Source organism: Halomonas elongata DSM 2581, from assembly GCF_000196875.2.
Classification (GTDB): Bacteria; Pseudomonadota; Gammaproteobacteria; order Pseudomonadales; family Halomonadaceae; genus Halomonas; species Halomonas elongata.
Map to the genome: position 1 here is coordinate 301,244 of NC_014532.2, position 18,371 is coordinate 319,614.

General features: G+C 66.2%; 18 protein-coding genes. 7 read left to right on the top strand and 11 right to left on the bottom strand.

From position 1 onward, the window contains the following. The first annotated feature begins 30 nt into the window (after positions 1–30). Both HELO_RS01385 and ssb read left to right on the top strand, forming a co-directional pair. Positions 31–1,425: an MFS transporter gene (locus HELO_RS01385; protein WP_013331019.1), complete on the top strand. Its 1,395-nt coding sequence runs from the start codon at positions 31–33 to the stop codon at positions 1,423–1,425. A gap of 93 nt (positions 1,426–1,518) precedes the next feature. Continuing rightward, positions 1,519–2,136 carry a single-stranded DNA-binding protein gene (ssb, locus tag HELO_RS01390; protein WP_013331020.1) on the top strand — a complete coding sequence of 206 codons (618 nt, stop codon included), beginning with the start codon at positions 1,519–1,521 and terminating at the stop codon, positions 2,134–2,136. 84 nt (positions 2,137–2,220) lie between these two features. Here the strand turns inward: ssb and HELO_RS19310 are convergent, their stop codons facing one another. Further along, the gene (locus HELO_RS19310; protein WP_013331021.1) at positions 2,221–3,387 is read right to left on the bottom strand and encodes an arylamine N-acetyltransferase family protein; all 1,167 of its coding nucleotides are present in this window, start codon (positions 3,385–3,387) and stop codon (positions 2,221–2,223) included. Positions 3,388–3,630: 243 nt separating this feature from the next. Between HELO_RS19310 and HELO_RS01400 the strand changes: the two genes are divergently transcribed. Together HELO_RS01400 and HELO_RS01405 are read left to right on the top strand one after the other, a co-directional pair. Then, positions 3,631–4,524 (top strand): sugar nucleotide-binding protein, encoded by an 894-nt coding sequence (locus tag HELO_RS01400; RefSeq protein ID WP_041601836.1) that lies wholly within the window; start codon positions 3,631–3,633, stop codon positions 4,522–4,524. Further along, positions 4,521–5,285 (top strand): lysophospholipid acyltransferase family protein, encoded by a 765-nt coding sequence (locus tag HELO_RS01405; protein WP_013331023.1) that lies wholly within the window; start codon positions 4,521–4,523, stop codon positions 5,283–5,285. The genes HELO_RS01400 and HELO_RS01405 overlap by 4 nt, the downstream gene beginning before the upstream one ends. A gap of 82 nt (positions 5,286–5,367) precedes the next feature. On the opposite strand, the gene fabB is transcribed toward HELO_RS01405, so the two are convergent. The 5 genes from fabB to HELO_RS01430 all read right to left on the bottom strand — a co-directional run bounded on the left by fabB (position 5,368) and on the right by HELO_RS01430 (position 10,122). Further along, complete coding sequence (fabB, locus tag HELO_RS01410; protein ID WP_013331024.1) at positions 5,368–6,582, bottom strand: beta-ketoacyl-ACP synthase I; 1,215 nt, start codon at positions 6,580–6,582, stop codon at positions 5,368–5,370. A 13-nt stretch (positions 6,583–6,595) separates the two neighbouring features. Next, positions 6,596–7,111 (bottom strand): 3-hydroxyacyl-[acyl-carrier-protein] dehydratase FabA, encoded by a 516-nt coding sequence (fabA, locus tag HELO_RS01415; RefSeq protein ID WP_013331025.1) that lies wholly within the window; start codon positions 7,109–7,111, stop codon positions 6,596–6,598. A 67-nt stretch (positions 7,112–7,178) separates the two neighbouring features. After that, complete coding sequence (gene phrB / locus HELO_RS01420) at positions 7,179–8,687, bottom strand: deoxyribodipyrimidine photo-lyase (protein WP_013331026.1); 1,509 nt, start codon at positions 8,685–8,687, stop codon at positions 7,179–7,181. Between the two features lie 53 nt (positions 8,688–8,740). After that, complete coding sequence (locus HELO_RS01425; RefSeq protein WP_013331027.1) at positions 8,741–9,670, bottom strand: MerR family transcriptional regulator; 930 nt, start codon at positions 9,668–9,670, stop codon at positions 8,741–8,743. Between the two features lie 83 nt (positions 9,671–9,753). Beyond that, positions 9,754–10,122 (bottom strand): sirohydrochlorin chelatase, encoded by a 369-nt coding sequence (locus tag HELO_RS01430; RefSeq protein ID WP_013331028.1) that lies wholly within the window; start codon positions 10,120–10,122, stop codon positions 9,754–9,756. Between the two features lie 138 nt (positions 10,123–10,260). On the opposite strand from HELO_RS01430, the gene HELO_RS01435 reads away from it, so the two are divergent. Further along, positions 10,261–11,169: a TIGR01777 family oxidoreductase gene (locus tag HELO_RS01435; protein ID WP_013331029.1), complete on the top strand. Its 909-nt coding sequence runs from the start codon at positions 10,261–10,263 to the stop codon at positions 11,167–11,169. A gap of 47 nt (positions 11,170–11,216) precedes the next feature. On the opposite strand, the gene HELO_RS01440 is transcribed toward HELO_RS01435, so the two are convergent. Further along, on the bottom strand, positions 11,217–11,690 hold the full coding sequence (locus HELO_RS01440) for a nucleoside deaminase (protein WP_013331030.1): 474 nt from the start codon (positions 11,688–11,690) through the stop codon (positions 11,217–11,219). A gap of 209 nt (positions 11,691–11,899) precedes the next feature. Here HELO_RS01440 and HELO_RS01445 point away from each other — a divergent pair, with 209 nt between their 5' ends. Further along, positions 11,900–12,532: a LysE family translocator gene (locus HELO_RS01445; RefSeq protein WP_013331031.1), complete on the top strand. Its 633-nt coding sequence runs from the start codon at positions 11,900–11,902 to the stop codon at positions 12,530–12,532. A 111-nt stretch (positions 12,533–12,643) separates the two neighbouring features. On the opposite strand, the gene rapA is transcribed toward HELO_RS01445, so the two are convergent. Next, a complete protein-coding gene (rapA, locus tag HELO_RS01450; protein WP_013331032.1) occupies positions 12,644–15,577 on the bottom strand; it encodes an RNA polymerase-associated protein RapA in 2,934 nt (977 codons plus the stop codon). A 122-nt stretch (positions 15,578–15,699) separates the two neighbouring features. Next, on the bottom strand, positions 15,700–16,500 hold the full coding sequence (locus tag HELO_RS01455) for a TlpA disulfide reductase family protein (RefSeq protein ID WP_013331033.1): 801 nt from the start codon (positions 16,498–16,500) through the stop codon (positions 15,700–15,702). 121 nt (positions 16,501–16,621) lie between these two features. Here HELO_RS01455 and HELO_RS01460 point away from each other — a divergent pair, with 121 nt between their 5' ends. After that, on the top strand, positions 16,622–16,837 hold the full coding sequence (locus HELO_RS01460) for a hypothetical protein (RefSeq protein ID WP_041601837.1): 216 nt from the start codon (positions 16,622–16,624) through the stop codon (positions 16,835–16,837). A 15-nt stretch (positions 16,838–16,852) separates the two neighbouring features. On the opposite strand, the gene HELO_RS01465 is transcribed toward HELO_RS01460, so the two are convergent. Both HELO_RS01465 and HELO_RS01470 read right to left on the bottom strand, forming a co-directional pair. After that, entirely contained in the window at positions 16,853–17,455 is a 603-nt protein-coding gene (locus HELO_RS01465; RefSeq protein ID WP_013331035.1) for a LysE family translocator, read from the bottom strand. A 13-nt stretch (positions 17,456–17,468) separates the two neighbouring features. After that, a complete protein-coding gene (locus HELO_RS01470; protein WP_013331036.1) occupies positions 17,469–18,299 on the bottom strand; it encodes an AraC family transcriptional regulator in 831 nt (276 codons plus the stop codon). Positions 18,300–18,371 lie beyond the last annotated feature (72 nt).

Here is an 18,371-nt window from a genome sequence, read left to right on the forward strand (position 1 = left end):
CGCCAGCCCGTTCACGGAAACGCGATTCCTATGCGAAAGGTCTCTGGACTGCTGTTGGCTTCCGAGCGACGTGCCATTGCCGGCCTGGCCGGGCTATACGCCTCGAGGATGCTGGGGTTGTTCATGGTGCTGCCGGTGCTGGCATTGCATGCCGACAACCTGAGCGGTGCGACGCCGCTGCTGGTCGGCCTGGCACTCGGCATCTACGGCCTGACCCAGGCCATTCTGCAGATCCCGTTCGGTCTGGTCTCCGACCGTATCGGGCGCAAGCCGGTCATCGCCTTCGGGCTTTGCCTGTTCATGATCGGCAGCATGGTGGCGGCCCAGGCCGACAGCATCGCCGGCATCATCATCGGCCGCTGCCTGCAAGGCAGTGGCGCGGTGGCGGCGGCGATCATGGCATTGCTTGCCGACCAGACCCGCGAGCAGGTGCGCACCGCCGCCATGGCCACCATCGGCCTGTCGATCGGTGTAGCCTTCGCCGTGGCGATGGTCCTGGGGCCGCTGGTCTCGACCCATTTCGGCCTGACCGGCGTGTTCTGGTTCACCGCCGGCCTCTCCGCCGTGGGGCTGGCCGTGTTGTGGAAGCTGGTGCCTCCGGCGCCCCGGCGCAGCCGCCATCGCGATGTGGGGCTGGACCGCGGCCAGCTCGCCAGCATCCTCGGACGGGTCGACCTGTGGCGTATGGATGTCTCGATCTTTTCCCTGCATCTTATCCTGATGGCGATCTTCGTCGCCGTGCCGTTCCGTCTGGTCGATGCCGGGATCGAGAGCGCGCAGCATGGCTGGGTGTATCTCGGCGTCATGGCGGTGGCCTTCGTCGCCATGGTGCCCCTGGTGATCGTGGCCGAGAAACAGCGCCGGATGAAGACCGTGTGCCTGGGGGCCATCGTGGCGATCACCCTGAGTCTGATCGGCCTGGCCGGTTTTGCCGAGGGACTGCGTGGCCTGCTGGTGTGGTTGCTGGTGTTCTTCACGGCCTTCAACCTGCTCGAAGCGACCCTGCCGTCGATGCTCAGCAAGCTGGCACCGGCCGGCGCCAAGGGGACGGCCATGGGGCTCTACTCCACCAGCCAGTTCCTGGGGGCCTTCCTGGGCGGAGTGCTGGGGGGCTGGTTGTCCCAGCAGTGGGGACTCTCCGCAGTGTTCGCGGGATGTGCCATGCTGGGAGGCGTCTGGCTGGTGTTGATGGTCGGCATGGCGCCGCCACGGCATCTTTCCAGCGAAGTGGTCGCACTGGACGAGCGATATCGCGACGATGCCCTGGACACCCTGATGGCGAAGTTCGCCGATGTGGCCGGGGTCGAGGACGTGCTGGTGGTACCCGAGGAACGGCTGGCCTACCTCAAGGTCGACCGTCAGCATCTCGATGAGCAGGCCCTGGCGGAACTGGTCGCCCGGGGCGAGAAGCAGGACGGTGTTTGAACCCACCGGGTCGTGAGACCCTGACATGATGGTGGTGCCGGTGTACCGGCGCCAAGGAATCCGCAGCACTACGTATTCGATAAGGAGTCAACCATGGCCCGTGGCGTCAACAAGGTCATACTCATCGGCAACCTCGGGCAGGACCCGGAAGTGCGCTTCACGCCCTCCGGTACCGCGGTGGCCAACCTCAACCTGGCAACCACCGATACCTGGACCGACCGTCAGAGCGGTCAGCGTCAGGAACGTACCGAATGGCACCGGGTGGTGATGTTCAACAAGCTGGCCGAGATTTCCCAGCAGTACCTGCGCAAGGGCTCCAAGGTGTATATCGAGGGGCGCCTGCAGACTCGCAAGTGGCAGGACCAGAACGGTCAGGACCGATACAGCACCGAGATCGTCGCCAACGACATGCAGATGCTCGACTCGCGCGGCGGCGAGATGGGCGGCGCCCCGCAGGGTGGCTTCGGTGGCGGCCAGCCGCAGCAGCAACAGCAGGGCGGCTTTGGTGGCCAGCCCCAGCAGCAGCCGCAAGGTGGTTTCGGCGGCCAGCCGCAGCAACCGCCGCAGCAGCAAGGTGGCAACTACGGCGGTGGTCAGCCGCAGCGTCCGCCGCAGCAGCCGGCCCCCAACCAGGGTGGCCAGCAGGGCGGCAACTATGGTGCCCCCGACCCGGGCAGCTTCGACGACTTCGACGACGAGATCCCGTTCTAAGGCATTCCCTTCGCGGGGGATTCGCCATGACCCAGAAAACGCCCCGCTTCGACGGGGCGTTTCGCTGTCCGGTGCCAGCGCTCTTCAGCTCTCGGCAATGCGCTCGAGCAGTGGTCGCCAGTCGGGACCGACGTCCAGGCCGAAGGTCTCGTGGAGGGTGCGCTCCAGGCCGTCGGCGTCCAGCAGGGTACGAGTCTGCTGTCCGTCGGTCGTGCGTACCGTGAGGCGCTGATCCGCCAGGCTGTAGCGTGCCTCCGGGGTGCTGAGTGCCACCGTCAGGCGATGTCGGAAGTGCGAGTCGGGATGCGTGGCGGTGTACCAGTTGGGCAGTTCGTAGTCGATGTCGAGCTGCGGGGTCGGTGCCAGCTCATAGAGAGAACGCCAGCGATCCTCGATCCATACCTGTAGCCGCCAGCCATCGCCGAAGGGGAGCACTCGGTAGAGTCCGTGAGGCGTCGGTTGTGGCGCGCTGGTGGTCATGTCGAGCGGCGTCGTGGGCATGTTGCCGCCGAAGCCGACGTCGACCAGCCAGGGCGTATCGTCCAGCCAGACGCGCAGTGCCATGTGGGTCGGCAGGTTGGGTGCGCTGCCCGCCGGGGCCTGCCAGAGTACGCGCGCGATCAAGCCGTCCACCTGGAAGCCCATGGCCGTGAGGGCGCGCTTGAAGAGCGCGTTGTGCTCGAAACAGTAGCCGCCGCGCCGAGCGTCGATCAGCTTGGCATCGATGCGCTCGGGCGCCAGGTCGATGCCCTTGTCCATCAGGACATCGAGGTTCTCGAAGGCGATGGCGGCGGGGTGCTGTTCCTGCAAGGTCGCCAGGGTGTGGAAGGTTGCTTCCCGGGGCCCCCGATAGCCGATTCGTGCGCAGTAGGCGTCCAGGTCGATGGCGGGCGGTGCTTCGCCTTCGAGGGCCGAGGCGGCCCGGGAAACGGCGAGTGCTGCCGGGGCCTCGATGAGCGACGCGTGTGATCCGAGGAGTTCGCGGGCCTGGCGGCGTTCGGCCGAGGAGGTGCCGGGGGCATGAATGGCGACGTCGAACTCGGGACTCTCGAGATGGACGAGCGATGCCGTACCGCCCGTTGCGACGCCGAGCTCGGTCAGCTCATCGCGCAGCGCCTCCAGCGTCTGGGGCGCGTAACCCAGCAGCAAGGCCCGTTTCGTCGTGTTGGCCTCGCTCGGGTTGGCATGCGGGTTCGGGGCCGGTGCATGGTGTGATCGGTTGCCGTCAATGGAATCGATGGGCTGTGACATCTGGCGTGTCTCCTGGGGATGGGGCGAGTGATACGCCAGTTTATAGAGCCTCAAGCCTGGTTGAGGTCAAGGCTCTCTTCAGGGGCGAACATCCTCTCTGCGGCGGATGGAGGACGAGCGTCGATGAAGTGGCCGCGTGTCTCCGGGAGATCGTGTAAAATGCGGGGCCTTGGACCGCCAATGCGCCATTCGCCAGGGCGCGTGATGTGACGCGGTCATCCCATGATCGAGCAAGGAGCCGCCGTGAAGTTACTGATACTGGACGCCGGTCACTGTCTTAGCCTGGCGCTGGCCCGCGAGAGTAACCGGCGCAGCGATGTCGAGCTGGTCATCGAGCCCGGGCTGGACCTGGCGCCCGAACGTCTTGATGAAGTCGCCCCCGACGCTCTGATCATCCCTCCACTATCGCATCCGATCAGTGCCGATCCGTCCGCGGTGACGGCGCATGCCGAAGCCGTGGAAGCCTGCATGCGGGCCTGTCGTGAACGCGATGTGCCCTTGGTCTGGTGCGTTTCCGATCAGCTCTACGAGGAGGGCTTCGAAGGGGTCATCGATGAGCATGTGGTGCCCCAGCCCCGGGACGAAGGCCTGCGACGCCTGGTGAGTACGGGAGAGCGTATTCGTGCCGAGCTGCCTCGTCACCTGATCGTGCGAGTCGGGCCGCTTTTCGCCCTGGAGGGCAGCCATGCTTGGCTCGGCGAATTGCTCGACAGCCTGGCGAATGGTGAGGAAGTGCGTGCCGCCTCGGACGTCATCTTCTGCCCCACGTCGTCCGATGCCGTGGCCATGGCGCTGATCGGCATGCTGCAGCAGCAACATTGCGGCGCCGATGCCTGGGGCAGCTATCACCTGGCCGGCACGGAGCCGGTCAGCGCCTATACCTTCGTCTCCATGGTTCGCACTCAACTGGCCACGCGTCTCGAAGGGCGCGGCGAGTCGGTCGAACTGGGCAGCGTCAAGGCGCTGAGTCACCACCATGATCAGCCGTTGCGCCGGGTGCTCAACTGCCGTCGCGTGCTGGAGGTTTTCGGCGTCCACCAGAAACCCTGGCGACTCGAGGTGGGCCGCATGCTGGACCTGTGGTGTCTGGCGAGGGATGAAGATGCTGGCACGGAAGAGGAGCCCGGGAAGGCATGAATGTGATTCGCAGCACGGTTTTCTATATCGGCTATTTTCTGGCCATGCTCATCTGCGGCGTGCTGTTCCTGCCGCCCGCTCCCTTCCTGCCGCTGGCGAGCCGCTATCGCCTGCTCAACCTCTACAACCACTTCATCATCGCCTGGTTCCGGCTGGTCTGTGGCGTACGCTACGACGTGCGTGGCCGCGAGCGCCTGCCCGACGGCCCCTGTGTCCTGCTGGCCAATCATCAGTGCGAGTGGGAGACGGTCTACCTGCAGTTGCTCAAGCCGCCGGTATGCACGGTGCTCAAGAAGGAGCTGCTCAATATCCCGATCTTTGGGTGGGGGCTGCGCCTGCTGCATCCCATCGCGCTGGATCGCTCCAAGCCCGCTCGCGCCATGAAACAGGTACTGACCCAGGGCAAGCAGCGTCTCGAGGAAGGGCTTTCGGTGTTGATCTTCCCGGAGGGCACCCGGGTCGAGCCGGGCCAGCGGCGACGTTACAACAAGAGCGGGGCGGTGATCGCCTGCCGGGCCGGCATGCCGGTGGTGCCGGTGGCCCACAATGCCGGCGAGCGCTGGCCGGGGCGTCACTGGGTCAAGCGCCCGGGGCGCTTGACGCTGGTGGTCGGCGAGCCCATCGAGACCGTCGGGCGTAGTGCGGAAGAGGTGCTGGCCGAGACCGAGGCCTGGATCGAGGCGCAGCTCGCCGAGATCTCCGAGGTGCCGCGCCCGCGCGACGAACGCCCGGCCCCCGACGGCGAAACCCTGCCGGGCTGAGGTCAGGCGAGAGCTGGAAAACGAAGAGGACGCCCTGGGGCGTCCTCTTCGTCGTGTCACGCGGCTTTCGGCGTCGTGAGCGTCAGTCGCGATATCGCTGCAGCACCAGACAGGCGTTGGTGCCACCGAAACCGAAGCTGTTGGAGAGCACGCGCTCCAGCGAGGCGTCGCGCCGCTCGGTGACGATGTCGAAACCGGCGGCCTGCTCGTCGAGGTTCTCCACGTTGGCCGAGGCGGCGATGAAGTCGTGCTCCATCATCAGCAGCGAGTAGATGGTCTCCTGAACCCCGGTGGCGCCCAGCGAGTGGCCGGTCAACGACTTGGTTGAACTCATCGCCGGCGTGGTGTCGCCGAAGACTTCGCGAACCGCCTTGAGTTCGGCCACATCGCCCACCGGCGTGGAGGTGCCATGGGTGTTGATGTAGTCGATATCGCCATCCACGGTGGCCAATGCCTGGCGCATGCAGCGCACCGCGCCCTCCCCGGAGGGAGCGACCATGTCGTGACCGTCGGAGGTCGCGCCGTAACCGACCAGCTCGGCATAGATCTTGGCGCCGCGGGCCTTGGCGTGCTCCAGCTCCTCGAGTACCAGCATGCCGCCGCCACCGGCGATGACGAAGCCGTCGCGGCTCTGGTCATAGGGGCGGGACGCCTGCTCGGGGGACTCGTTGTAATGGGTCGACAACGCGCCCATGGCGTCGAACAGGCAGGACAGGGTCCAGTGCTCTTCCTCGCCGCCACCGGCGAAGACCACATCCTGCTTGCCGAGCTGGATCTGCTCCATGGCGTTGCCGATGCAGTGGGCCGAGGTGGCGCAGGCCGAAGAAATCGAGTAGTTGACGCCCTTGATCTCGAAAGGCGTGGCCAGGCAGGCCGAGACGGTACTGCCCATGGTGCGGGTGACGCGATAGGGCCCGACGCGGCGCAGGCCCTTCTCGCGCATGACATCGGCGGCCTCCACTTGGTTGGCGCTGGAGGCGCCGCCGGAACCGGCGATCAGGCCGGTACGCTCGTTGGAGACTTGATCCGGTGCCAGGCCCGAATCCTCGATGGCCTGGGCCATGGAGACATAGGCATAGGCGGCTGCGTCGCCCATGAAGCGGCGCAGCTTGCGGTCGACCAATGCTTCCAGGTCAATATCGACGACGCCGGCGATCTGACTGCGGAAGCCACGCTCGGCGTAGTCGTCCTTGAAGCGAATGCCTGACCGTCCCAGGCGTAGCGCCTCGAGAACCTGTTGTGCGTCGTTGCCCAGGCAGGACACGATGCCCAGGCCGGTGACTACCACTCGTCGCATGGGAGCCTCCTGATCAGAAATTCGCGGTGGAGGTGAACAGGCCGACCCGCAGGTCGTTGGCCTGATAGATGTCGCGGCCGTCGACAGCCAGAGTGCCGTCGGCCATACCCAGAATCAGGCGCCGGGTGATGATGCGCTTGATGTTGATACGATAGGTCACCCTCTCGGCATCGGGGTGTATCTGACCACTGAACTTGACCTCGCCACAGCCCAGCGCGCGGCCACGTCCCGGATGCCCCAGCCAGCCCAGGTAGAAGCCGACCAGCTGCCACATGGCGTCGAGGCCCAGGCAGCCCGGCATCACCGGGTCGCCGGGAAAGTGGCAGTCGAAGAACCATAGATCCGGGTGGATATCCAGCTCGGCGATCACTTCGCCCTTGCCGTATTCGCCACCCTCTTCATGGATGTGTGCGATGCGATCGAGCATCAGCATGTTGGGTGCCGGCAGTTGGGCGTTGCCGGGGCCAAACAGCTCGCCACGGCTGCATGCCAGCAGTGCTTCGCGATCAAAGGAATGTTGCTTGGTCACTGAATCGTTCCGAGAGTCGAGATTACTGTATGCCGTTTCACGGCATGCGACCGCCAGGCGGCATCGCCTAGTCTACTGTTCGCGTTCGTCGAATGCACGCCGCGCGGGCCGGTTGCCTCGTTTCAGGGTGTGCGGGTGGCGACTCATGCCCCTGACGGGCCTCTTCCGGGCCCAGCCCCTTGAAGGCTTCGAGCGCTCTGGCGCGTGCGGCACGGTGCTCGACGATCGGCATGGGATAGCGTCTGGCCGCGCGTTGTTCGGGGGATGGATCATGGCGCTCCTTGGCGGGCAGGTCGGCCAGTTCGGGTAGCCACTCGGCGATGAAGCGCCCGTCGGGGTCGAAGCGACGCGACTGGGTGATGGGATTGAAGATGCGAAAATAGGGCACGGCATCGGTGCCGGTGGAGGCGGCCCACTGCCAGCCGCCGTTGTTGGCGGCGAATTCGCCATCCACCAGATGGTGCAGAAAGAAGCGTTCGCCGTGGCGCCAGTCGATGAGCAGGTGCTTGGCGAGAAACATGGCCGTGACCATGCGCAGCCGATTGTGCATCCAGCCGGTGGCGCGTAGCTGGCGCATGGCAGCATCGACCAGTGGATAACCCGTACGCCCCTCGGTCCATGCTCGCCATGCCGAGGTGTCGTCGCGCCACGGCAGTGCCTCGGTGTGTGCCTGGAAGGCGCGATGACGGCATACCTCGGGAAAGCCGACCACGACGTGCTGATAGAACTCCCGCCAGATCAGCTCGTTGACCCAGGCGGTCAGGCCGGCGTCGCCTTCGGCGAGTCCCCCGTCGTTCTCGGCGAGCGCCGCCTGCAGGCACTGGCGATGGGAGATCATGCCCAGTGCCAGGTAAGGCGAAAGGCTGCTGGTGCCGCTCTCGGCGGGGAAGTCCCGCCGCTCGGCATAGTGACGAGCGCGCCAGCGCAGGAAGCGTTCCAGGCGATCGGCGGCGGCGTTCTCGCCGGCGGGCCAGTTTTCCGGAGCGGCGGGTGCTGTGTCGAGCGCCGGGAGTTCGGGCTCCGGGTCGCTGGCGACGGGCAAGGACGCCTGGATGGCGGGTAGATCGCGCAGAGCGAGGCGCTCGGGTGTCACCTGCCGATGCCAGGCCTTGGCGAAGGGCGTGAAGATGCCATAGAAATCGCCCTTGCCGGTGCGCAGCTCCCCCGGCGCAAAGGCGACCCCATCATGGTGGCCGACGGCGCTGAGCCCGGCGGCCTCGAAGGCGTCGACGACGCTGGCATCGCGCCGCCTCTCGTTGAGCGGATACTCGTGATTGAAATGCAGTCGGCGGGCGCCGGTCTCGCGGGCCAGGGCCAGCAAGGCATCCGGCGCGGCGGCGAAGTCGTCGATATCGCGGTGCAGCAGAGGTATCCCCAGCCCGTGGAGGGCAGCCCGCAGGGCGAGGACACCGCGATGCCAGAAGTCCAGCTTGTTGGCGCCGTGGCCATGTTCTAGCCACTGGGCTGTGCTGCGCAGGAAAACGGCCACCACAGGGCCTTCCGAAGCGGCGGCGGCCAGGGCAGTGTTGTCGTGCACGCGCAGATCGCTGCGAAACCAGATCAGACTGGGGGGCATTGCAAGCTCCTGATGCCAGATCGGAGTGGCCGGAGCGCCGTTCGGCGCATCGTTCAGTCCTCGTCGCGTGCGGTATCGGTCAGCAGGGCATCCAGCCGTGATGCGGCGACGGGGAGATCGTCGCCGAGGGTGGCGACTCGACTATCCGCGAGATCCGAAGCCCGGATGCGTGCCACCGGGCCGCACAGCGCCAGGGGAACCCCCAGCTGGTCGGCGAGCCGGGGCAGTTGGCGTCTCATCAGGTCGGGCTTCTCGGCCTTGCCGCTGGCCAGCAGCAGGGCATCGACATCCAGGCGCTCCACCGCCAGGTTCAGTTCCTGGAGCGGCAGCGGCGCGTCCAGCCACTGGACGCGATGGCCCTGTTCGCTGATCAGCAGGGCCGCCAGCAGGCCCGTCAAGGGGCTGTCGGCCTCGGGCAGCGGGGCGACGAGGACGTGCGCCTTGTCGGCCCGGGAATTGGCATGGTAGAGGCGGGTGCCGATGCGTGTACGCAGGAAAGTTTCCAGGGTTCGACGTTGCAGCGAGGCGCCCAGCCGGTCGTCCCAGCGTTCCTCCAGGCTGTGAATGATCGGCTGCCACAGCTTCTCGACGCAGACGTCGGCCGGGTAGAGCGCCAGGCTCTGGTTGAACAGCTCATCCAGGCGGACGGTGTCCAGGGCCTCGACGGCGGCGATCAGTTGCTGGCGCTGGCTTGCCCAGTCGTCGACGCCGGGACGGTAACGCGCCGGGGTATCGGGTTGCTCGAGCAGTTCCCGCACCTGGCTGACCGGGACGCCGCGATGCAGCCACTGCAGGATGCGTTCGACGCGCTCGATGTCCTCGCGGGCATAGAGCCGGTGCCCCTTGGGCGTGCGATGAGGACGCAGCAGGCCATAGCGGCGCTCCCAGGCTCGCAGGGTGACCGAGTTGACGCCAGTCAGTCGCGAGACCTCGCGAATCGGATAGCGGGGTGTGTCGCCCGGGAGATTCGCCTTGTCGTTCATGCGAGCCTCATGCTGTGGTGGTGGATGACATGCAGTCTCCACAATTGTTGTACAGTATGTTCGTTATGTACAAGCCGATGGCTTCATTCCCCGGCGCGTTCGGCGATCACCGCGGCCAGCGCCTCGATGAAATCGGGATGTTCGCCCACGGGGGGAAGCAGTGTCAGGGCGATGTCGGGATGTCGAGTGCCGAGCGCTTCCACCTGAGCCGGCACGTCCTTGCGCAGGTGGCGACCGGCAGCGAAGAACAGCGGCAGGATCTCGGCGCGCTCGGTGCCGGCATCGGCCAGCTCGGCGACGGTCGTCTCCAACGAGGGTTCGCTGAGCTCCATGTAAGCCAGCCGCAACGGTGTGGCAAGCCGCTCGCCGAGGGCCTGATAGACGCGCTCGAAGGGTTCCCGCCAGCGCGGGTCGCTCGAGCCGTGGGCCATCAGAATCAGGGCCTTGTTCATGACGGGACCTCCAGCGGGTAATGTCGGGGGAAAGGCGGCGCGTGGCGTGCCGGATACGATGCAAGCATTGCCGCGCCTCGGCTAGACTAACAAAGGTGTACAAAAGTTGTATAACACACCGCCATCAAGGAGGGAGCCATGCGCGTATTGATCACTGGCGGTAGCGGCTTCGTGGGGCAGGCGCTCTGCCCGCTGCTGAAGGAGAGCGGGCACCGGCCGATGGTCGTGTCGCGAACCCCCGAACGCGTGCGCGATCGCCTGCCGAGCGGCACCGACATCCGCCGCTCGGCGCTGGATTTCGTCGACACGCCACCGGATGCCATCGTCAATCTGGCAGGCGAGCCGATTGCCGCCCGGCGTTGGAGCGAGGCGCAGAAGGAGCGTCTGATCGATTCCCGGGTCAACATCACCCATGAGCTGGTCACCCTGTGCGAGCAGTTGTCGCATACGGGCACGGCGCCCCGGGTGATGGTGTCTGGCTCGGCCATGGGCTTCTATGGCGACCAGGGCGAGCGGGAGGTCGACGAGGAGACGCCGCCCCACGACGAATTCGCCCATCGCCTGTGCCGGCGCTGGGAAGAGGCTGCCCAGGACGTGACGGAATACGGAACCCGGCTGGCCATCCTGCGTATCGGGCTGGTGCTCGATCAAGGCGGCGGTACCCTGCAGCGCATGTTGCCGCCATTCCGTCTCGGTCTGGGTGGCCGCTTCGGACATGGACGACAATTCATGCCCTGGGTCCACCGTCAGGACCTGGTACGGATGATCGTCTTTCTGCTCGAACATGAAGCGCACGAGGGCGCCTTCAATGGCAGCGCACCGCAGCCGGTGACCAATGCCGAGTTCACCCGGCAGTTGGCGCAACGCCTGAATCGGCCCGCGCTGTTGCCCGTACCCGCCTGGGTACTGGAAAGCGTGTTCGGCGAGATGTCCCGGTTGCTGCTCACCGGTGCCGACATGCGCCCCCGGCGCTTCGAACAGGCAGGCTTCACCTTCCGTTTTCCGACTCTCGCCGAGGCACTGGACGACATCATCGGACGAGGCTGAGCGCGGAGGCGGTCATGGCTGATGCACCGGCCGGGAATGGGGCGAAGTCAGGCGTGGCAGCGTCGCTGCAGGGCCTTGATCTCGTCGTCCAGGCCGGGAGCCGGGCCGTCGACCTCGATGCCCGGCGCGATGTCCTGAATGGGCAGTGGCCGAACCGGCGGCGGGGCGATGCCCCATTCGTTCAGCCAGGCGGTGAGCTGTGCCGTGGAACTGGCGTAGACGATGCGCCCAAGACCCACCCAGGCATGGGCGGCAGCGCACATCGGGCAGTGTTCGCCTGAGGTATAGACGGTGGCGGCGGCACGGGACTCGGCGGGTAGATTCTCCGCGGCCCAGCGAGCCAGGGCGAACTCAGGATGACGTGTCGAATCGCCACCGGCGATGCGGTTGCGGTCCTCGGCCAGCACCTTGCCATCGGCACCGACCAGCACGCTGCCGAAGGGCTCGTCGCCGTGCTCCAGCGCCTCGGCCGCGAGCGCCACACAGCGCCGAAGATGTGCCATGTCGGTATCGTCGAGCATGCTGTTACTCCAGATTGCCGGGAAGATATCTTGTCTGCGCAAGGCAACCGCTGGTTACGCTTCCTTGTGACCGGGCGTCTTGCGCTTCCATGGTCGGGGTGCCATCGTCGTTTGACACCAATATCCAATATCCGCGATGCGAAAGCACTTGTCGATGCCGGTGCCGGCCCTGGATGCCGATAGCGTAGCGAAGGAAGGGAGGTGCGACGATGGAGATATCCGAGTGGCTATTGTTCGTGGTGGTGGCGTCGGTTGCCATCATGAGCCCGGGGCCGGCCGTCCTGGTGGCCATGCGTAATAGCCTGAATGGTGGCGCGCGGCGCGTGATGGTGTCTTCGCTCGGCAATATCGTGGGGTTGGTCTGTGTCGCGGGCCTGGCGACCCTGGGGCTGGGTGCCGTGCTGCATACCGCGGAGTGGCTGTTCTCGTTGATCAAGGTGCTGGGGGCGGCCTATCTCGTGTACCTCGGCATTCGCCAGTGCCGTGCCGAGACTCCCTTGCTGTCGGCAGCTTCCGTTACTGCGCAGAGAGGCTGGTCGCGGTGGCGGACCTTCCTCGAAGGGTATCTCGTGGCGATCAGCAATCCCAAGGCCATTCTGTTCTTTTCGGCGTTGTTTCCGCAGTTCATTGTGCCGGAGAGCGCTCTGGTGCCGCAGTTCGCCCTGTTGATTGCGACATTCATGATGATGTCGTTCATGACGCTGGTGGGCTATGGCCTGCTGGCGCGCCGGTTAGTGTCGCAACTGCGTTCGCCGCGCTGGACGCGATACATCCAGCGTCTCATGGGCAGCTTGTTCATCGGTCTGGGGATTTCGTTGTTTCGGGCACGATTGCCGGCCTGAGCAGTACCTGATGACTCCAGGGAGGGCAGATCATACCGGGCCGCTGGCAGTATTGCCTGCCTTCAGCCCGGTATGTGGCGCATGACTCATGCCGGCTTTCGCAACGCCGCTCTAGCGAGAGTCCTCGTCCACGGTGACGATGACGCGCACGGCGTCGAGGCGTAGCCGGGTACCTTCGATGGCGGCATCCAGGGTCGCGCGCTCGTCGCGCAGGGCGGTCAGTTCGTCCTCGCGCACCGAGGGATTGCGCCGTGCCAGGGCCTCCAGGCGTGCCAGTTCGGCGTCGAGGGCGGTGCGCATGCGGTCCTGGGCGGCTTCGACGATGCTCGGCAGTTCGCGCTCGGCCTCCGTCTCGGCGCGGTCGAGCAGCTCGCGGAGCTGGTCGTGGCGGCTCTTGATCAGGTCGCGAGCCACCGCCTTCTTGACCTTGTTCAGGTTCTTCGACAGGCCGCTGAAGGAGATCTTGTCGGTGAGGTTGGCGCCGGATTCGTCGAGCAGCACGCGAACCGCAGTGGGTGGCAGGAAGCGGTTGAGGTGCAGCCGCTTGGGCGCCGGACAATGGGTGCGGAAGACCAGTTCGGCCATCAGGCGTCCGCCGGGAATCGACGGATGCTTGAGCAGTGCCAGGGCGGTGTTGCCCATGGAGCCTTCGAGGATGCGGGCCATCATCTCGCGGGTCAGCGGGTGCTCCCAACTGAGGTGCTGGACGTCGTCACGGGCCAGGGCGCGCTCCCGGGAGAAGGTCGCCGAGAAGCCTTCCTCGCCTTTTACCAGGCCGGGCAGGCCATCGAGCATCTGCGGGCTGGGTTGCAGAAGCTGGATGTCGCCGCCCAGGTCCTGGCTGTCGACGCCGAAGATGTCCAGAGCCTGGTCGATGTAGCGGCGCAGGGCACGGTCGGTGTCCAGTTCGTGGATCGACGAGATGACGGCCTCGGCGCGCTCGTGGCGGCAGGCGTTGAGCTCCAGCAACCGGTTGCGGCCGGCATCGCGCTCGGCCAGTCGGGACTCGAAGAAGCTGCGGGTCTCGTCGATGACTTCTTCCAGCGCTTCTTCGTCGAGCAGGGCATCGGCCAGGGCGTCGCCGAAGGCGGCATAGATATCGCTGCCTAGGCCATGCGGCGCGCTGAAGGCGTCCATGCCGTCGCGGTACCAGCGCAGCAGCCGCTCGCCGGGGCTGTCCGTGAATACCGGGACATGCATTTCGATGGGGTGGCGCTGGCCGATCCGGTCGAGGCGGCCGATGCGCTGTTCCAGCTGATCGGGATGCAGCGGCAGGTCGAACATCACCAGGTGATGGCAGAACTGGAAGTTGCGGCCCTCGGAACCGATCTCCGAGCACACCAGAACCTGGCAGCCTTCCTCTTCGTCGGCGAAGGCGGCCGCCGCCCGGTCGCGTTCCACCAGCGAGAGCCCTTCGTGGAATACCGGAGCATGCATGCCGCCCAGCACACGGAGTCCTTCGGACAGGCCGATGGCGGTCTCGCGGTCATGGGCGATCACCAGCACCTTGTCGTCGCCCAGCTCGGTCAGGCGCTCGAGCAGCCAGGTCACCCGCGGGTCGATCTGCCACCAGGGTTCGGCATTCAGGGGATCGTTGGCCAGTGCCCGGTACATGGTGTCCAGATAGACCAGCACCTCGGGGTGGTCGAGGCCGCTCTCGATGAGCAGTTCGTCCAGGTAATCCTCGTCGCGACTCAGGCGACGCAGCACGCGCCGGTAGGCGGCGGGCGGCTCGAGGTGATCGACATGCAGGCGGCGTTCGGGGAAGCCGCCGACGTGGCGCCGACTGTTGCGGAACATCACCCGGCCGGTGCCATGGCGATCCAGCAACTGATCGCGCAGTTGGTCGCGGGCGGCGTCGCGCTGTGCCGCGTCGCTTTCCGACGAGGCCAGGGTGTCCAGCAGGGCCTGGCTGTCGGCCTCGTGAATCACCGCCGCGACGCGTTGACGATCTTCCTCCTGGCCGGGCAGGCGCTCCAGGGCATCGATGGCCTCGGCGACCTCGATGTAGTGGCGCTCCTCTTCCTGGAAGTCAGCCAGGCTGTGGTAGCGGTCCGGGTCGAGCAGCCGCAGCCGCGTGAAGTGGCTCTCCTGGCCCATCTGCTCTGGCGTGGCGGTGAGCAGCAGAATGCCGGGTACGCTGCCGGCGAGGCGTTCCACACAGGCGTAACCGGGGCCGACACGTTCTTCGGACCATTCCAGGTGGTGGGCTTCGTCGACGATTAGCAGGTCCCAGTCGCAGGCTTCGGCCTGGGCCTGGCGGTGCGGATCGGCGAACAACCAGTCCTGGCTGGCCAGGATAAGCTGGCCGGCCTCGAAGGGGTTGGCATCGCCGTGGGCCAGGCTCTGCTGTTCGTCCAGCAGGGTGACTTCCAGCGAGAAGCGGCGCAGCAATTCCACCAGCCACTGGTGGGTCAGGCTGGCCGGTACCAGGATCAAGGCGCGCTCGGCGCGGCCGGTGAGCAGCAGCCGGTGCAGGATCAGGCCGGCCTCGATGGTCTTGCCCAGGCCCACTTCGTCGGCCAGCAGCACGCGCGGTGACGGCCGGCGGGCGACCTCATCGGCGATGTAGAGCTGATGGGGAATCAGGTCGACGCGTGGGCCGGCCAGGCCCAGGGCGGGGTTCTGCTCGACGCGGTGATGATGGTGCAGGGTCCTGAAACGCAGGTCGAACCAGTCGTTGCGATCGACCTGGCCGGTCAGCAGGCGATCCCTGGCCTGGTCGAATTGCATGGTGTCGGCGAGCTTGGCCTCGGGCAGTTCGCAGAGTTCGCCCTGCTCGTTTTCGCCGATGTAGGTGATCAGGCCATTGGCTTCCTTGCTGTCGTCGACGATCAGGTGCCAGCCGTCGGTGGACTGGATGCGATCGCCGCTGCCAAAGACCACTCGGGTCAGGGGGGCCTGCCGGCTGCTGTAGGTGCGGGTTTCCTGGCTGGCGCCGAAGAGGACGGTGACGCTGCGGTTGTCGCAGTTGAGAATGGTGCCAAGGCCAAGTTCGGCCTCGCCGTCGCTGATCCAGCGTTGGCCGGGAGAGAAGTCGCTCATGGTGCCTCGGGATGCTAGGGATCATGTCTCGCGTCGCGGTCGCGATGAGGAGAGGACCGCGAGATACAGGGCGCGGTATCTTACAGCAAAGCCGGCCGTGGCTTAAGCCTCCCGAGCATCGTTCAGCGCGCTCCCAGCCAGTCGTCCAGGGTGGCGCGGGTGAGCTCGCCGACGTGCTGGGTCACGCCGCGACCTTCGGCGTCGAACAACAGCGTGGTGGGCAGGCCCGGTGAGGCGCTCTCGACCATCAGCTGCTGGCGAGGATCGAGCAGGGCATGGCTGAATTCGAGGCCCTGTTCGTCGAGATATCGCACCACCGGCAGCAGGTCTTCGCCCTGGTTGACCACTACCACGGTGACGTCCTCGCGGTCGTCGACCTCATCGAGCAACGGCATCTCCCGTCGACAGGGCGGACACCAGGTGGCCCAGAGGTTGATCAGCACATGCTCGCCGCTCAGGGAGGAAAGCTCGACACTTTCTCCCTCGAGATTCTCCAGGGTGATGTCGGGCAACTGGCGCAGGGCCATGCCGCCGCCCAGCGGTGCCAGCGCCATCAGGGCCAGCCACAGCAGCGAAGCGCCGATGGTCAGTCCCGTGGCACCGAGCAGGGCTCCGAGACGGTCGCGCAGTGACCACAGCGTCCAGGCCAGTGCCGCCAGCAGTCCCACCACGCCCTGGAAGCCGGGCTGCCAGAGCTTGAGGATATCCAGTGGCGCCTCGGCATAGGCCGCCGGATGCAGGGCGACATGACCGAGCCTGGCCGCCACCAGCCAGACGATGAGCAGGCCATTGAACCATCGCACGTGTCGCTGCCGGGGCAGGCCGAGAAGGAAGGCGCTGAGGGCCAGCAGCAACAGGGTGACGGCAAGAGCGTAGAGGCGTGGCAGGGGGAGCAGCACGGGCCCCAGGGCGATGGCATCCATGGCGTGGTTCGGGCTTCCGGGTCAAGGGTCGGCGCGCCGCGCCAGACCGGGTTACACTTGGCGGATTCGTTTTGCCAAGCCTACTGCCGGTGGGCAGGGCTGTCATCCAGCGGGAGCACTCATGGCACAACCGGCCTTCGACACCCTTCGCGCCCTGGCCATTGCCAGCCAGGCCCTGGGCTTCATCCTCATCATCACCCTGGAGACCGTGATGGGTGACGCGGCCCGCCCCTGGCAGGGCTGGACGCTGGCGGCCATGGTGGTGGCCGCCCTGTGGATCGCCCTGGTGCGGCTGTATCGGCGCAACAAGGCTCGCAAGCGGCGTGATATGTCGTGATCAGGCGTTGAGCCCTCACGCATGCAGTGGCAGGTAGACGTGCTCGTAGCCGATCGAGCCTGCCACGCCGATCAACAGGAGCGCCATGACCCGGTTGAGGGCCTTGAAGACGCGCGGATCCCCGAGGCGCCGGCCGGCCAGGAAGCCTGCCAGGGCATAGCTGCCGGGGGCGCCGGAAGCGAGTACCGCAAGGCCCAGGGAGGCGAACAGCAGTGCAGGCCCTTCGATGCCGGCGTGGGGAAACTGGAGGGTCGCGATGGGCAGGGTCGCCAGCAGCCCCTTGGGATTCATCAACTGCATGGCCAGGCCATCGCGAAAGCGCAGTCGGGTGCCCTGTGTCGCTCCGTCGATGTTGACCTCGGCTCGCATGACCTTGAGGGCCAGGTAGGCGATGTAGAGGCAGCCCAGGGCGCTGATCACCATCAGGCCGTCGCCGCGCACCCAGCGCGCGCCCACCCAGCCGAACAGCAATAACAGCAGCAGCATGGCCGTGCCGACGCCGGCGAAGAAGCCCAGCGACGAGGCAAAGCGGCCATTCAGGCCGGAATTCAGGGCAAACAGGTTCACTGGCCCAGGCGTGTACATCACGCCAATGGCATAGGCGAGGATCTCGATCATGATGGGGTCCCGGTCAGACGATGACGTTGCGCTGGTATTGTCTCGGCGTCATGCCGTAGATGCGCTTGAAGCGACGGTTGAAATGACTCAGGTCGGCGAAGCCGTAGCGGCCGACCACGTCGTTGAGCTCGTGGCCTGCATCGAGGGCCGAGCGGGCGGCGTTGACGCGACAGTTGAGCACGTACTGGTGCGGGGTGATGCCGAACTGGCGACGGAATAGCCGCAGGAAGTGATACTTGGAGAGGTGGGCCGCCTGGCTGATCTCCTCGAGGGAAAGATCGTGCTCGGCATGGGCATGGATGAATGCCTTCGCCCGCTCCAGCAGCTTGTCGGTGCGCCCCGTCGACACTTCCTCATCCAGGTTGCCGGTCCGCTGGATAAGCCGGGCGGCGATCCGGTAGAGCGCGTACTCCTGATCGATGCGGCTGCCCGTGTCGGTATCGATTCGCCGCGCGAGGTCGAGGATCTCGCCACGCAGGGTGTCGTCGTGGAGCAATGTCTCGGTGGCGCGAAACTGGCTGGCGCTCTCGCGGCCTGCTGCGCTGGCGAACAGCGGCGCGAGCTGGGCCGGATCTGCATAGAGCATCACATAGTCGAGGGTCGCGTCGCTCCCTGCCTGGCCGTCGTGGACCTCGTCCGGATTGAGTTCGATGACGGTGCCGGGACGACTGCGATGATATTCGCCGCTGCTGAAGAAGTCCTGGCGTCCGGCCAGGGTCACGCCGAAGGCATATTCCTCGTGGGCGTGGCGATCGTAGCTGAAGTCGCTCATTGCGGCGCGCAGCATGGTGAGCCCCGGCACATGCCGGCTTCTGGTGAAGCGGAATTGGCTCCGTTGCGTCAAGGTCGCACCTCCTCGGGCGGCGTCTGTGCCCTTTACGCCACCACTCTAGCGTCACTCGTCCGCCAGGGCTTG